The sequence below is a fragment of the uncultured Thermomonas sp. genome, assembly GCF_937872235.1.
Taxonomy (GTDB): domain Bacteria; phylum Pseudomonadota; class Gammaproteobacteria; order Xanthomonadales; family Xanthomonadaceae; genus Thermomonas; species Thermomonas beijingensis.
On record NZ_CALMPC010000121.1, the window covers coordinates 29,459 to 42,284 of the forward strand.

General features: G+C 60.5%; 11 protein-coding genes and 1 tRNA gene. 10 read left to right on the plus strand and 2 right to left on the minus strand.

The features are described from left to right. Positions 1–10: 10 nt before the first annotated feature. Positions 11–1,978, minus strand: coding sequence for a SurA N-terminal domain-containing protein (locus tag QWB57_RS10560; RefSeq protein WP_288969479.1), 1,968 nt, complete (start codon positions 1,976–1,978; stop codon positions 11–13). A 170-nt stretch (positions 1,979–2,148) separates the two neighbouring features. Then, positions 2,149–2,225 (minus strand) — tRNA-Asp (locus QWB57_RS10565). Positions 2,226–2,384: 159 nt separating this feature from the next. On the opposite strand from QWB57_RS10565, the gene pyrH reads away from it, so the two are divergent. From pyrH to lpxA, 10 genes are all read left to right on the plus strand, one after another. Next, the gene (gene pyrH, locus QWB57_RS10570) at positions 2,385–3,107 is read left to right on the plus strand and encodes a UMP kinase (RefSeq protein ID WP_223626840.1); all 723 of its coding nucleotides are present in this window, start codon (positions 2,385–2,387) and stop codon (positions 3,105–3,107) included. A gap of 66 nt (positions 3,108–3,173) precedes the next feature. Beyond that, the gene (gene frr, locus QWB57_RS10575; RefSeq protein ID WP_223626838.1) at positions 3,174–3,731 is read left to right on the plus strand and encodes a ribosome recycling factor; all 558 of its coding nucleotides are present in this window, start codon (positions 3,174–3,176) and stop codon (positions 3,729–3,731) included. A 17-nt stretch (positions 3,732–3,748) separates the two neighbouring features. Beyond that, a complete protein-coding gene (gene uppS, locus QWB57_RS10580; protein WP_223626836.1) occupies positions 3,749–4,501 on the plus strand; it encodes a polyprenyl diphosphate synthase in 753 nt (250 codons plus the stop codon). Further along, positions 4,498–5,349, plus strand: a complete 852-nt coding sequence (locus QWB57_RS10585; RefSeq protein WP_223626834.1) for a phosphatidate cytidylyltransferase — start codon at positions 4,498–4,500, stop codon at positions 5,347–5,349. The genes uppS and QWB57_RS10585 overlap by 4 nt, the downstream gene beginning before the upstream one ends. Next, positions 5,334–6,524 (plus strand): 1-deoxy-D-xylulose-5-phosphate reductoisomerase, encoded by a 1,191-nt coding sequence (gene dxr, locus QWB57_RS10590; RefSeq protein WP_288969482.1) that lies wholly within the window; start codon positions 5,334–5,336, stop codon positions 6,522–6,524. Before QWB57_RS10585 ends, dxr begins: the two co-directional genes overlap by 16 nt. Further along, complete coding sequence (gene rseP / locus QWB57_RS10595; protein WP_223626832.1) at positions 6,521–7,879, plus strand: RIP metalloprotease RseP; 1,359 nt, start codon at positions 6,521–6,523, stop codon at positions 7,877–7,879. The genes dxr and rseP overlap by 4 nt, the downstream gene beginning before the upstream one ends. Before the next feature lie 97 nt (positions 7,880–7,976). Then, positions 7,977–10,448 carry an outer membrane protein assembly factor BamA gene (bamA, locus tag QWB57_RS10600; protein ID WP_223626830.1) on the plus strand — a complete coding sequence of 824 codons (2,472 nt, stop codon included), beginning with the start codon at positions 7,977–7,979 and terminating at the stop codon, positions 10,446–10,448. 11 nt (positions 10,449–10,459) lie between these two features. Next, a complete protein-coding gene (gene lpxD / locus QWB57_RS10605) occupies positions 10,460–11,479 on the plus strand; it encodes a UDP-3-O-(3-hydroxymyristoyl)glucosamine N-acyltransferase (protein WP_288969484.1) in 1,020 nt (339 codons plus the stop codon). After that, a complete protein-coding gene (gene fabZ, locus QWB57_RS10610) occupies positions 11,476–11,946 on the plus strand; it encodes a 3-hydroxyacyl-ACP dehydratase FabZ (RefSeq protein ID WP_223626826.1) in 471 nt (156 codons plus the stop codon). The genes lpxD and fabZ overlap by 4 nt, the downstream gene beginning before the upstream one ends. Continuing rightward, positions 11,943–12,734 carry an acyl-ACP--UDP-N-acetylglucosamine O-acyltransferase gene (lpxA, locus tag QWB57_RS10615; RefSeq protein WP_223626824.1) on the plus strand — a complete coding sequence of 264 codons (792 nt, stop codon included), beginning with the start codon at positions 11,943–11,945 and terminating at the stop codon, positions 12,732–12,734. Before fabZ ends, lpxA begins: the two co-directional genes overlap by 4 nt. Positions 12,735–12,826 lie beyond the last annotated feature (92 nt).

Here is a 12,826-nt window from a genome sequence, read left to right on the forward strand (position 1 = left end):
GCTGCGGCACTTACAGCCGGTCTTCCGCCACCTTGATATCGTAATGCGCACGTGCAGCGCGCACGAAGGCATCTTGTGCCTGCATCCCGGTGCTCTGTGAGACCTGTTGGCGCAACTGCGTGCGCTCTTGCGCCGATACCTGACCAATGTCGGCATCACGCACCGCACGCAACTCAAACACCATGTAGCTGCCGCCGATCAAGGCCTTGCCCATCGACAACTTGTTGTCACGCGCACGCGGCAGATTGAAGAATGCCTCCACCGCTTGTGCCGAAGGCAATGGGCTGCGGCGCACAAGGTCATTGGCATCGGATACGGCCAGCCCGGCGGCCTGCGCTGCTGCAGCCAAACCCTTGCCCTGCGCTGCTTTCAGCAATGCATCAGCTGCGCTTTCAGCTGCCTTGCGCTGGCGGTCGGCATGGATTGCCTGCACCACCGCATCACGCACTTGTGCCAGCGGCAACGCCCGTTCTGGCTCATGTGCAATCACGCGAATCAACACCGTGTGTTCAGGGCCAATTTCGATGGGGTCACTGGCCGTGCCATCTTGCATCAGGTTGTCCGAAAACGCTGCACGCAGCACCTTCGGATCGGCAGCAATGCCAGGGCCGCCGGTACGGGTGAACGCCGGTGTGGTTTGCACCGTCAGCCCCAAGGCCTTGGCCGCCGGCTCCAGCGAGGTTGGGTTCTTGTACACCGCATCGACCAATTTACCGGTCAATTCATTGAATGCTTGCTCACGCCCACCTTGCTGCAACTCTTTTTCAAGATCGGCGCGCATGTCTTCAAACGAGCGCTGCACACCCTGCTGGATTTGGTTGACCTTGATCACATGCCAGCCGAAATCACTTTTGACCGGGCCACGGATCTCACCTTGCTGCATGGCAAACGCAGCATCGTCAAACGTACCCGGCATGCCGCCCTTGCTCAGCCAGCCGAGGTCGCCACCTTTGGCTTTGGAGCCACTGTCATCCGAATTGGCCTTGGCCAGCGCTGCAAAATCTGCACCCGGCGCACGCGCCATGTCTGCAAGTTGCCTGGCCTTGGCCTCGGCGGCTTTCTTCTCGGTATCGCTGGCATTTGCCGCCACTGCGATCAGGATATGCGAGACCTCACGCTTGTCGCCTGAGGGCGATTTCGCAATCTGCTCTTGATACTTCTTATGCAAGGCCGCATCGTCGACCACGGGTGGGGCCAGCTTGCTGCCATCCACTTCGACATATTCCAAGCGCACGGTTTCCGGGGCATGGAACTGCGCTGCATGCGCCTTGTACCAAGCATCAATCTGGGCCTGGGTGACTTCGGAAGTATCGGCGGCGGGGGCAGGCAGGTTGACATAGCTGACATCGCGATGCTCACCCAATAACCGCATCAGCCGATCCAGCTCGGTATCGGTAACGAAGGCGGATTGTGCGATCCGCGAAGGAATCAAGTCATCCATCAGTCCGTCGCGCACCTTGGCTTCAAAGCTGCGCGGCGTCATCGGCGGATTCTGCGTCGACAGCAACATCTGATAACGATCCGTATTGAATGCGCCATCGACCTGAAAGTCCGGAATCTTGCCAATGGCCTCGGCCACCTGCGCATCACTGATCACGATGTTGTCGCGCTTGGTTGCCAGCTGCATCAAACGATCATCGATCAGGGTGTCAAGAATCTTGCGCTTGTTTTCGACCGACTCGAATGCCTTGGCGTCGTAGCTCTCGCCCTGCTGCGCACGCATCCGCATACGCGCCGTTTCCAGACGCTCTTTATAGGCCGCGGCATCAATGTCTTCGATCTTCCACAGATAGGTGATCGGCCACACTTGTGGTGCCGAGGCCCACCACGACGGCGGCTGCGCGATCCGCGCCACATAGGTGTCCACTCGCTGCGACATGTAAGACTCCATGCCGAAGAAAGCGAACGGAACAATCAGGAGGCCGAGGATTGCGGTGGCGATCCAGCCGGAGGTCTTTTCGCGAAGTTTCTGCAACATGGGCAAGCTGACATTGAGGCGTAGCCGCGTAGTCTAACTCGTCTAATGCAACCCTAGTCCAGTTGGTCGTGCTCGCCCATGCTGCTTGGCGTCGATTGGGCGCACTGGCACGACGTGCGCAAAGCAAAAAGCAAAAAGCCCCGCATTGCTGCGAGGCTTTTGCTTCAAACTGGCGGAGTGGACGGGACTCGAACCCGCGACCTCCGGCGTGACAGGCCAGCATTCTAACCGACTGAACTACCACTCCGCTGTGAGCCCGCAATCATACGCAGGGTTTTTCGATCGCGCAACATTTTTCGCAAATTTCTTGCAGCGGCAGTCCAAGTCTTGCGATTGACCTGTGCACGTCGAATCGTCATGCGGGGCTTTCCGTTAGAATTGGTCGCCCTCTTGACTAGGAATTCCCATGTCGCAACTTGCCTATCGCCGTGTGCTGTTGAAACTTTCCGGCGAGGCATTGATGGGCAACGAGGATTACGGTATCGACCCCAATGTATTGATCCGGTTGGCGCAAGAAGTGATTGAAGCCAGCGAAGCCGGTGCGCAGATTGCACTGGTGATCGGCGGCGGCAATATCTTCCGCGGCGCAGGGTTGGCCGCCGGCGGGATGGATCGGGTCACCGGCGACCATATGGGCATGCTGGCCACGGTGATCAATGCCTTGGCCATGCAGGATGCATTGGAAAAGCAAGGTGGCAAGGCCCGCGTAATGAGCGCCTTGAAAATCAATGACGTGTGCGAAGACTACATCCGGCGGCGCGCTATCCGCCACCTAGAAAAGGGTCGTCTGGTCATTTTTGCCGCCGGCACCGGCAACCCATTCTTCACCACCGACTCGGGTGCTGCGCTGCGCGCGATCGAGATCGGTGCCGATTTATTGCTGAAAGCGACCAAAGTCGACGGCGTCTATGACAAAGACCCCAAGAAGTACCCCGATGCAATCAAGCTGAATAACCTGAGTTATGACGAAGTCATTGCCCGCAACTTGCAAGTGATGGATACCGCGGCATTCGCCCTGTGCCGTGATGCCAGCCTGCCGCTGCGCATTTTCGACATGGCCGAACCCGGCGTATTGCTGCGCATTCTGCACGGCGAGCAGGTGGGCACCTTGGTGCAAGGCCGCAGCTAAACCGCGCCCGATAGCCTGCTTGCCGCTTATAATCAGCGGTTTGCACATTCAGTTCGGAGCGATGCCATGTTGAACGAAATCAAGAAAGATGCCCAAGCCCGCATGGTCAAAAGCATCGAATCGCTCCGCCACAATCTGGTGAAAGTGCGCACTGGCCGCGCCAATGCCGGCCTGGTGGACAGCATCAAGGTCAACTATTACGGCTCCGACATGCCGCTGTCACAAGTCGCCAGCGTGTCGGTGGCAGATGCCCGTTCGATCCTGATCACGCCGTGGGAAAAGCAAATGGTTGGCGCGGTGGAAAAGGCCATTCTGGCGTCTGATCTGGGGCTGACCCCGAATACCGCCGGCACCACCATTCGGCTCAATATCCCGGCACTGACCGAAGAGCGCCGCCGTGACCTGACCAAGGTCGTGCATGGCGAGGGCGAGGACGCCAAGGTAGCGGTACGCAACATCCGCCGCGACGCCAACCATCAAGTCAAGGAACTGCTGAAAGACAAGCAGATCACTGAGGATGAAAGCGCACGCACCGAGGCCGAAATCCAAAAGATCACCGATGCTGCGATCAAGGATGTGGATGATGTGGTCAAGGCGAAAGAGCAGGAATTGATGTCGGTTTGAGGCATACGAGCCTGCCCATGCCGACCCGCGCCGCACCGCTGCCGCACCACATTGCCATCATCATGGATGGCAATGGCCGCTGGGCGCAAAGACGCCATCGCCCGCGCATCATCGGCCATCGTGCGGGTGCGCAGGCGGTCAAGCGTTGCGTCGAGTTTTGCCTGCAGCGTGGGATCGAGGCACTCACGCTGTTTGCCTTCTCCAGCGAAAACTGGAACCGCCCCAGCGAGGAAGTTGGCGGCCTGATGAAGCTGTTCTTGGGTGCGCTGGAACGTGAGGTGGACGAGCTGCATCGCCTGGGTGCACGCCTGCGTTTTATCGGTGAACGCTCGCGGTTTGACCCTGCAATACAAGCGCGCATGCACGCTGCAGAAGCCCTGACCGCCAGCAATCCAAAACTGCAGCTCACGATTGCGGCCAGTTACGGCGGTCGCCAGGACATCGTTCATGCGGCAAGACTGCTGGCGGAGGACGTCGCTGCAGGCCGCTTGCTGCCCGAGCAGATTGACGAATCCGCACTATCGGCACAGATGGCATTGGCCGACCTGCCGGCACCGGATTTGTTCATCCGGACCGGCGGCGAATTGCGCATCAGTAATTTCCTGCTGTGGCAGATGGCGTATACCGAGCTATGGTTCACCGACACACTGTGGCCGGATGTCGATGCGCAAATGCTGCAACAAGCGGTGGATGACTTTGCCACCCGCGAACGCCGCTTCGGCCTGACTAGCGCCCAACTTCGGGCACCCCACCCCGGGAATACGCCATGACCAAAACCCGCATTTTGGCCGCGCTGATCATGGCACCCGCCGTTATTGCCGCCGTGTTGTTGTTGCCCACCGGTTGGCTGATGCTGGTGAGCGCCATCGTATTTTTGCTGGCACTGTGGGAATGGCTGCGCTTGGCCGGTTTGGAAGACACATTGGCGCGTAGCGCACTGCTGGCCTGCAACCTTGGACTGATGGTTGCCTTGGTGTGGGGCTCGCAATCGCATTCGGTGCGCTCACTTCCCTTGTTCCAGCTCATTGTTGTGCTGGGCGTGTTGTGGTGGCTGCTGGCGTTGCTATGGCTGAAGCACTATCACTTTTCCGCAGAAGTCCTTGGCAAGGCGCGTGCGGCCAAACTGGTGGCTGCCACCGCCGCCATCATCCCCGCCTGGTGCGCGCTGGCCGTCATTCATAGCAGTCAACCGCGCGGCCCCGGCTGGCTACTGCTGGTATTGCTGATCGTGTGGGCAGCCGACAGCGGCGCCTACTTCACCGGCCGCAAATTCGGCGGGCAATGGTTTGGCGGCCGCAAATTGGCGCCACGCATCAGCCCGAATAAAACCCTAGAAGGGGTCAGCGGTGGCGTGGCCTTGGCGATGCTAGTGGCCTTGTTGGGGGCATGGCTGATCGGCGCGCCGGCGAGCAAATTCCCGGCGATCGCGGGAGCTGCGGCGATCACCGTGCTGTTCTGCGTGGCCGGTGATTTATTCGAAAGCCTGCTCAAACGCCATGCCGGCATGAAGGATTCCGGCTCCTTAATCCCAGGTCACGGCGGTGTGCTGGATCGGGTGGACAGTGTATTGGCCGCACTGCCGGTGTTTGCACTGGGCAAGATATGGCTGGGTTTCTGATGATGCAACGTGTTGCCGTTCTGGGTGCCACAGGGTCGATTGGCACATCCGCGCTGGATGTGATCGCACGTCACCCGCAGCGCATGCGCGCCAGTGTGCTGGCAGCCGGCAGCCAAGTCGATGCCCTGCTGGCGCTGTGTCGCTCGCATGCACCAGACCACGCGGTCATCGCCGATATGGCCAGCTACAGCGCACTGCGCGATGGCCTGCGTACGGCGGGGCTTGCCACTCAAGCACACGCCGGCAGCGAAGCTCTGGATGCATTGGTAGCCAGCGATGCTTGCGATACCGTAGTGGCGGCCATTGTGGGAGCTGCGGGATTGCCGTCCACCTTGGCGGCAGCCCGTGTCGGCAAGCGCCTGTTGCTGGCAAATAAAGAATCACTCGTGCTGGCTGGTGAACTGCTGATGCGCGAGGCGCACGCACATGGCGCGGTGATCGTCCCGATCGACAGTGAGCACAACGCCATTTTCCAATGCCTGGCGAATGGCAACACACCCTCACGCATCACCCTGACGGCCTCCGGCGGACCGTTTCGTGGCTGGTCTGGCAGGCGATTGGCGCAGGTGACACCGGCACAGGCGGTGGCCCATCCCAAATGGTCAATGGGTCCAAAAATCTCGGTGGATTCGGCCACCTTGATGAATAAGGGCCTGGAGGTCATCGAGGCCCACCACTTGTTCGAGGTACCCGTCGATGCCATTCGGGTGCTGGTACATCCGCAATCATTGGTGCATTCGATGGTGGATTTCATCGACGGCAGCAGTCTGGCCCAGTTGGGGCTGCCCGACATGCGCACCGCGCTGGCGGTCGGTTTGGGCTGGCCCAAGCGCATTGCCTCGGGGGTGCCGGCGCTGGATTTGCTTAGCGAGGGTGGACGGCTGGAGTTTGAACCCCCGGATCTGGCCGCATTTCCATGTTTGTCGCTGGCATTTGCAGCGATCCGCGCCGGTGGCACCGCACCGGCCGTACTCAACGCTGCCAATGAAGAAGCAGTTTCAGCATTTCTTCAGGGCCATATTGGTTTTCTGGACATCCCCTCCACCGTTGCCGCCGCCCTGGACGCCATGCCAGCGAACCCCACCGACTCCATCGAAGCCTTGCTGGCCAGCGACGCGCAGGCCCGCGTCAACGCCCGACAGACGATTGCCCGCATTGCCGGAAGCCGAACATGAGCACGTTCTTCGGCTCGGTCTGGTGGCTGCTGGTGGCGCTGGGCGTATTGGTCACTTTCCACGAATTTGGCCATTTCTGGGTTGCGCGCCGCTGCGGCGTCAAGGTCCTGCGATTCTCGATAGGCTTTGGCAAACCGCTGTGGACACATCGTGGCAAAGACGGCACCGAATACGTGCTCGCCGCAATCCCTTTGGGCGGCTATGTGCGCATGCTGGATGAACGCGAGGATGACGTGCCCGCCCAGCAGTTACATCTGGCGTTCAATCGCAAACCGGTGCTGCAGCGTATTGCAATCGTCGCCGCCGGGCCGCTGGCCAATCTGGTGCTGGCGTTTGGCCTGCTCTGGGCCATGCTGGTGATTGGCCGCCCTGACTATGCCCCGGTGGTGGGCCAGGCCACCGCCATTGCGGCACAGGCCGGATTGCAGCCGGGTGATCACATACTGGCCGTTGGCGACCGCGTCACGCCCACCTGGAGCGAGCTGGTGATGGCGTTGAATGTGGATGCCCTGGATCGTCAGCCGGTCACGCTGTCGCTACGCCGCGCCAATGGCCGCCTCGTGCAGCGCACGCTGCCGCTGCAGAATCTGCCGGCCTCCGTGGATGAGTTGCGCGCACTGAGTGGCATCGGCCTGATTCCGCGGCATTTGCTGCTGCCGGCCCTGGTCGGGAGTGTGCGCGAAGGCAGTCCGGCGTGGGGGGTGTTGGCCGAGGGTGATCGCATCACCGCAATTGATTCACATCCGGTTGTCAGCTTCGAAGACATTGCCCCGCTGGTAGCAAAATTGGGCGCGCGCGGTGGCCCAGGGATGGTGGAAGTCGAGCGCGACGGTGAACGCTTGGCACTGGAACTGACTCCGCGGCGCATGCAGGGCAACGACGGTCAACCGCATTGGATCCTGGGCGTCACCAATGCTGCCCCGGTGGAGCCCCCCCACGACGCAGTGCTGAAACTGGGGCTGCTGGCTGCGGTGCCGGCTGCTGTGCAGGAAACCGGCTACCAGGCCAAACAGATCGTGGATATGGTGATGCGGGCGGTTTCCGGCAAGGTTTCGGTGCAAAATACCGTATCCGGACCGATCACCATTGCCCGGGCTGCCAATGATTTTGCGTCCCGTGGCCCGGCGTGGTTCCTGAACTTTCTGGCCCTGCTGTCGGTCAGTTTGGCCTTGATCAACTTGCTTCCCATCCCGGTCTTGGACGGGGGTCACTTGCTGTATTACCTTATCGAGCTGACGATCCGCCGCCCATTGGGCGAGCGGGCGATGGCTGTGGGTCAGTACCTTGGTCTTGCAATGATCGCAGGACTAATGGGGCTGGCCTTTTACAACGATATTTTGCACCTCGTGTCTTAACCTGTTTCTACCTGTTCGCCCCCACGATTGACGCAGCACCCGGCAGCGCAAGTTCGCGCTGCCACCCCCGCGCAGCACCCACCTCAGGATGTTCCGAATGACCCGACCCATGTCCCGCCGCTTACTGACCCTTGCCCTGGCTTCGGCACTTTCCCTGCCAGTCTGGGCGCAGGCGGCGTTTACCCCGTTTACGGTCAGCGACATCCGCATCGACGGCCTGCAGCGCATCGGCGCCGGCACCGTATTTACCTATTTGCCGGTTGAGCGCGGCGACACCCTGGATCAGGGCAAGGCCGCCGAGGCCGTGCGCGCCTTGTACAAGACCGGGTTTTTTGAAGACATCAGCATTGACCATCAGGGCAGCATTCTGGTGATCAAGGTGATCGAGCGCCCGGCCATCAACAAGCTGACCTTGACCGGCAACAAGGATCTGAAAACCGAAGATCTGATCAAAGGTCTGAAAGAAATCGGCTTGGCCGAGGGTGAGACTTACAACCCGCTCAATCTGGACCGGGTTACCCAGGAATTGACCCGCCAGTACAACAATCGCGGCAAGTACAACGTGTCGATCTCACCCAGCGTCGAGCACCTGGATCGCAACCGCGTCAACCTGACCATCACTATCAAGGAAGGCAAGGCGGCCAAGATCCGCCACATCAACCTGATTGGCAACGATCGCTACCCTGAGGAAGACATCACCAAGGACTGGGAGTCGCATACCAGCAACTGGATGTCCTGGTACAAGAAAGATGACCAGTATTCGCGCGAGAAGTTATCTGGCGATATCGAAAAGCTCAACTCCTGGTATCTGGATCGCGGTTTCGTCGATTTCAGCCTGGATTCCACCCAAGTGGCAATCAGCGGCGACAAGAAAGACATGTTCATCACCGCCGGCATGACCGAGGGTGAGGCTTACAATTTTGCTGCTATCAGCGTCTCTGGCGACACCATCTTGCCGAAGCCGGAAATCGAAACCCTGGTCAGCTTTATCCGTCCGGGCAATGTGTTTTCGCGCGGGCTGCTGGAGTTGGCAACCAACTCGGTCACCGCGCGCCTGGCCAACATCGGCTACGCATTCGCCAAGGTCAATCCGGTCCCCACCATCGACCGCGACAAGCGCACCGTCGCGATTGATTTCCAGGTGCAACCCGGCCCGCGCGTAAACGTGCGCCGGATCGTGTTCAAGGGCAACTCCCGCACTGCCGACCCGGTCTTGCGTCGTGAAATGCGCCAGTTCGAAGGTAGCTGGTATTCGCAAGCCGCGATTGACCGCGGCAAGGTGCGCCTGGATCGCCTGGGCTATTTCGAAACCGTGGACGTGGATACCCAGCCAGTTCCCGGCAGTGATGACCAGGTGGACGTGACCTACACCGTCAAGGAAACCACTTCCGGCAGTATTTCGGCCGGTGTTGGCTATTCGCAATTGTCGGGCATTAACTTGTCGTTGCAGCTTTCGGAAAACAACTTCCTTGGTACCGGCAATCGGGTCTCCATGGCGCTGACCAAGAGCAACTACCAGAAGCGTTACGACTTCTCGTACATGAACCCATACTTCACCGATGACGGGCTGTCACTGGGCTACAACCTCTGGTGGCGCGAGTTCGACTACTCCAACTACAACGTCGCCCAATACTCCACCAATAGTGGCGCCTTCCAGGTGTTCATGGGCCTGCCATTGAGTGAAAGTGATTCGGTGCAAGTGATGTTCGGCATCGACTCCAACCAGATTTTGGCATTTGAAGGCAGCACCCCGCCGCCGATGGTGGACTACATCAAAGCGGTGGGTCAGAACACCTTCCACAGCTGGCGCACCCAGTTGAGCTGGGGCCGCGACACCCGCAACAACTACTTCACTCCTGTGGTGGGCAGCACCCAGAACCTCTCCGCCGAAATCGCCCTGCCCGGCTCCACGGTGGAGTATTTCAAGCTGCAATACGACGTCGCCAAATACTGGCCGTTGAGTCAAGCGCTGGTGCTCAAGACCGGACTTAACTTGGGTTACGGTGACTCTTACGGCAAGAATTACAGCCGCAACCTGTGCTTCACCGCCCCCTTGCCGCCGATTCCGCCCACGACCGACAACCCCAATCCAACCCAACCTCCCGCACCGCCACCGCCCAGCAACCCCTGCCTGACCACCTCCACCGATTACATCAAGACCGTCACTGCCACCGGCCTGCCGTTCTTCGAAAACTTCTACGCCGGCGGTATTGCGTCCAGCGGCAAGGTGCGCGGATTCACCGACAATACCCTGGGCCCCGCCTATGTCTCCGGCTTTGGTTACCGCCAGCCGCTGGGCGGCTCGGTGCTGGTGGCCGGGTCTGTGGAAGCCATTTTCCCGAAGTTATTCGATAGCCCCGCCGCGCGCGTGTCTGCGTTCCTGGATTTCGGCAACGTGTACAACGGCTACAAGAACTTCAGTGCGTCCGAGCTACGCGCTTCGGCCGGTATCGCCCTGCTGTGGCGCTCGCCGATGGGGCCGCTGTCGATCAGCTACGCACTGCCGTTGCGCAAGAAGGATGGCGACCAGATCGAGCGCTTGCAGTTCAACTTCGGTGGTCAGCTCTGACGGGCAATGGCATGAACGCGCCGGCATACACCGCATCAATGCTGGCTGCGCGCTTTGGGCTGGAGTTGCGTGGGGAAGATCACGCAATTACAGGTGTCGGCACCCTTGCCGACGCCGGCCCCGCGCAATTGGCCTTCCTCGCCAACCCGCGCTATCGCACGCAATTGGTGGACACCCGCGCCGGCGTGGTGGTGCTGCGCGAGGCCGATGTGCAGGGCCGTCAAGGCAGCGCACTGATCGCCCGCGATCCGTATGCGGCCTATGCAAAAATCGCTGCGCTGTTTGAACCCAAACCCACGTTTGTTGCAGGCGTTCACTCCACCGCATGCGTCGATCCAACTGCGCGTGTCGACCCTGCCGCCAGTATCGGTCCACACGTCAGTATTGGTGCGGGCAGCGTAGTGGCGGCGGGTGCGCGTATCGGCCCGGGCTGTGTGATTGGCGATGCCTGCGTCATTGGCGAAGACTGCGAGCTGGTGGCCCGCGTCACCTTGGTGACGCGGGTACGGCTGGGCAAGCGCGTGCTGTTGCATCCCGGCGTCGTGTTGGGTGCCGATGGCTTTGGCATTGCGATGGATGCCGGTCATTGGATCAAGGTGCCGCAGCTGGGCGGTGTGGCCATTGGCGATGATTGCGAAATCGGGGCCAATACCACCATCGACCGCGGCGCGCTGGACGACACGATTCTGGAAAACGATGTGCGTCTGGACAACCAGATCCAGATTGGCCACAACGTACACATCGGTGCACACACCGCGATGGCGGGTTGCGCGGCAGTGGCCGGCAGCGCCCGCATCGGCCGGCACTGCCTGATTGGTGGCGGTGCCGGCGTACTGGGCCATTTGGAGGTCTGCGACCGCGTGATCATCACTGCGATGTCGTTGGTGACACACAGCATCCGTGAGCCGGGCGAGTATTCTTCCGGCACACCCTTGATGGACAACCGCAGCTGGCGCAAAAGCGCGGCGCGCTTTAAACAACTTGATCGCATCGCCAGGCGCTTGCCCGGTGCTGAGAAGGATTCCGAATGACTGATTCACACGACACCGTCACCCTGCCTGTCACCAGTAGCGAAATCGAGCATCTGCTGCCGCATCGCTATCCGTTTTTGCTGGTGGACCGCGTGGTCGAATTCGAAAAAGACAAGCGCGTGCTGGCGTACAAGAATGTCAGCTACAACGAACCGTTTTTCACTGGCCACTTCCCCGGCAACCCGGTGATGCCGGGCGTGCTGGTGGTGGAAGCACTGGCGCAGGCTGGCGGTCTGCTCACCCAGCTCTCGCGCGACCCCGGCGCGGGTGAGGGGCAAGTGTTTTATCTGGTGAAAGTGGACAACGCCAAGTTCAGCCGGATGGTCGTGCCCGGTGATCGCCTGGAGTTGGATGTGGAGCTCAAGCGCCGCATTCGCAACATGGCGCAGTACGTGGGCGTGGCCCGGGTAGATGGGCAGCAAGTGGCCTGCGCCGAAATCCTGTGTGCAGCAGCGGCACGCGAATGAACTGCGCCGCGCCTGCGATCCACCCCACTGCGGTGATCGACCCGTCGGCGGTATTGGGGGCGGGCGTGCAAGTAGGTGCGTATGCGGTGATCGGGGCCGAAGTTGTCATCGGTGACAACACCCGCATCGGCCCGCATTGCACCATCGAAGGCCCCACCCGGATTGGCCGCGACAACGTCCTGCATGCGCACGCCGCCATCGGTGGCGAGCCACAAGACAAGAAATACCGTGGCGAGCGCGTGACGCTTGAGATTGGTGATGGCAATTCCATTCGCGAGTTTGTCACCATCAACCGTGGCACCGGCGACGGTGGCGGCAGCACCCGCGTGGGTAGCGGCAATTGGATTTTGGCGTACTGCCATATCGCGCACGATTGCAGCGTGGGCGATGGCTGCGTGTTTTCCAACAACGCCACACTGGCGGGGCACGTGACGGTGGGCAATCACGTCATCCTCAGCGGCTTCTCCGGCGTGCATCAATTCTGCCGCATCGGTGATTTTGCGTTTATCGGCATGGGGGCGTTCGTCAACGGCGATGTGCCGCCGTATTTGATGGTGGCGCAAGAAAAATACGCACGCCCACGCGGAATCAATGCCGAGGGCTTGAAGCGGCATGGCTTCGATGCCAGCCGCATCGCTGCAATCAAGCGCGCTTACCGTGCGTTGTTCATGGGCGATACCAAGCTGGAAGAAGCCAAGACCGAGCTGGGCGAAATCGCCCTGGGCAGCAGCGATGTGCGTGCTTTTCTCGATTTCATCGACGCCGGTGAGCGGCCGTTGCTGCGGTGAGATTGGTTGCTGTGAACATCGCGATTAGCGCTGGTGCGGGGTCTGCGGTGTGTCCCGACAAAGCGAGTATCGGGGAGCGACTCGGGATACAC

Excerpts from the sequence above, each read along its gene's own strand:
- QWB57_RS10560 (WP_288969479.1), bottom strand. The coding sequence starts at position 1,978 with ATGTTGCAGAAACTTCGCGAAAAGACCTCCGGCTGGATCGCCACCGCA.
- pyrH (WP_223626840.1), top strand. The coding sequence starts at position 2,385 with ATGTCGCAACTTGCCTATCGCCGTGTGCTGTTGAAACTTTCCGGCGAG.
- frr (WP_223626838.1), top strand. The coding sequence starts at position 3,174 with ATGTTGAACGAAATCAAGAAAGATGCCCAAGCCCGCATGGTCAAAAGC.
- uppS (WP_223626836.1), top strand. The coding sequence starts at position 3,749 with ATGCCGACCCGCGCCGCACCGCTGCCGCACCACATTGCCATCATCATG.
- QWB57_RS10585 (WP_223626834.1), top strand. The coding sequence starts at position 4,498 with ATGACCAAAACCCGCATTTTGGCCGCGCTGATCATGGCACCCGCCGTT.
- dxr (WP_288969482.1), top strand. The coding sequence starts at position 5,334 with ATGGCTGGGTTTCTGATGATGCAACGTGTTGCCGTTCTGGGTGCCACA.
- rseP (WP_223626832.1), top strand. The coding sequence starts at position 6,521 with ATGAGCACGTTCTTCGGCTCGGTCTGGTGGCTGCTGGTGGCGCTGGGC.
- bamA (WP_223626830.1), top strand. The coding sequence starts at position 7,977 with ATGACCCGACCCATGTCCCGCCGCTTACTGACCCTTGCCCTGGCTTCG.
- lpxD (WP_288969484.1), top strand. The coding sequence starts at position 10,460 with ATGAACGCGCCGGCATACACCGCATCAATGCTGGCTGCGCGCTTTGGG.
- fabZ (WP_223626826.1), top strand. The coding sequence starts at position 11,476 with ATGACTGATTCACACGACACCGTCACCCTGCCTGTCACCAGTAGCGAA.
- lpxA (WP_223626824.1), top strand. The coding sequence starts at position 11,943 with ATGAACTGCGCCGCGCCTGCGATCCACCCCACTGCGGTGATCGACCCG.